General features: G+C 47.6%; 1 protein-coding gene. It reads left to right on the top strand.

Features of this window, described 5'->3' with window-relative positions:
- The first annotated feature begins 356 nt into the window (after positions 1-356).
- Positions 357-1,415, top strand: coding sequence for a Fic family protein (locus tag NMA52_RS18655; RefSeq protein WP_254829226.1), 1,059 nt, complete (start codon positions 357-359; stop codon positions 1,413-1,415).
- The last annotated feature ends 325 nt before the right edge of the window (positions 1,416-1,740 follow it).

Below are 1,740 nucleotides of genomic sequence, written 5' to 3'. Positions count from 1 at the left end.
GTGGCCACGTCAATCCGGGGCCTGGATCCTGGCCGTAGAGAAGATACAGTTAGGTGGTGTTTACATTCGAGCCGGTAAAGCTGGTTGGTGCTATTTCCCCGGAAAGGCGTGGCCACACCCGTTCGGCGCAACCAGATATGCACCCGCCTCCTCCTGGCACTACGGTGAGACTGGTTAGGCATAGCTGGACTTTTGAATCCCAAATCTCATCTACCTCAGCGGAGACTCTAGGGTAAGCCTAAGCAATTGCTAGAGCCAGGACAAAAAAGACCATCTTGGCAATCTAATAATATTCAAATAACATTCTAGGAAATGAGATTTGGGCACGGTACCTTTGGTGATCAACACATAAAATAATGGATCAAAAGTTACAGTTGGATTTCAAGGCAACCCAGACGGTCATTAGGGAGATCGCGTACATCGATTCGTTCAAGGGAAAGTGGAAAGGATTAGAACTTAAGGAATCGGCATTGCTTCGGGAGTTGAGACAGATAGCTACCATTGCGAGTATCGGTTCCTCGACTAGAATTGAGGGATCAGCCTTGACGAATGAAGAGGTGGAGTCACTGTTGTCAAACCTGTCCATGAGTGAACTTAAAGCCAGAGATGAACAAGAAGTATACGGCTACTATGAAGTCCTAGAATTAGTGTTGGAATCATACCCGGATATTGAATTAACAAAAAACAACATACATCATCTCCACAAACTGCTATTGAAGGCCAGTGCCAAAGATGAATACCACCGGGGAGACTACAAAAGGACTACCAATAAGGTAGTAGCTAAGTATCCCGGCGGATCGGAGAAAGTAATATTCAATACCACGGAACCAGGCAAAGTTTCCGGTGAGATGGAGGCAATCATCGCCTGGACCAAACTTCATTTAGCTGGAAACGAATATCATCCGCTCATCGTTATTGCCGCCTTCGTGTATGAGTTCTTATCCATCCACCCCTACCAGGACGGCAACGGCAGGCTTTCCAGGTTATTAACCACCTTGTTGCTGTTACGGCAGGACTACGATTTTATGAATTATGCCTCAATGGAAACCGAAATAGAGAAAAGGAAGAAGGAATATTATCGAGTTCTAATGAGCTGCCAGCAGAATCGCTACACGAATAAGGAGAACATCGGGGATTGGATCGTCTATTTTTTGCGGATGCTTCACGAGGCGATTGAAATTTTAGAGTCCAGATTCGATAAGATCAGGGTAGCAAAATCTTATTTGAATGACCGGCAAAAGCACATTCTAAGCTTCATTCGCGAGAACGAACCGGTGAAAATATCAGATGTGTCCGAAGAATTCACTGGTGAAACCATTCACACCCTGAGAAAGGATATGGGCTACTTAAAGGCCGAAAATAAGATTAAGCAGGTGGGAAAAGGACGGGCTACCATCTATTATGTAAAAGAATAATGCGCCGAACATCGCGCCCAGCGTCAACCGGGGCCGGGGGAGGGGAGTGCTGGTTAGGTTCTCCGAAAGCCCACGAGGCCGTCCCGTCGCCAATGGCCCGAAAGCTCCCGTTGGTCGGTTTCGGTCCATGCCGCCGCGCCGCCCCCGCTCGTTGGTGAGGGTTGAGTTATTACCTTCGAATAAAGCATGCCCCGGCTGCGTGGGCGCCCCCGTTGGCGGAAATCTGTACAGTCAAGGGACCTGGTATACAAAAGTAAATAGACCTAGGTAACACTTTTTCACACCGAATTTTAGCGGAAAAGCCGCTATGCCATTCGAAGAAGTG

Source organism: Lewinella sp. JB7 (assembly GCF_024297185.1).
GTDB lineage: Bacteria > Bacteroidota > Bacteroidia > Chitinophagales > Saprospiraceae > Neolewinella.
This window is presented reverse-complemented; position numbering and strand designations above follow the sequence as displayed.

Bases quoted from the DNA above. Each gene is read 5' to 3' on its own strand.
- NMA52_RS18655 (WP_254829226.1), top strand. From the start codon at position 357: ATGGATCAAAAGTTACAGTTGGATTTCAAGGCAACCCAGACGGTCATT.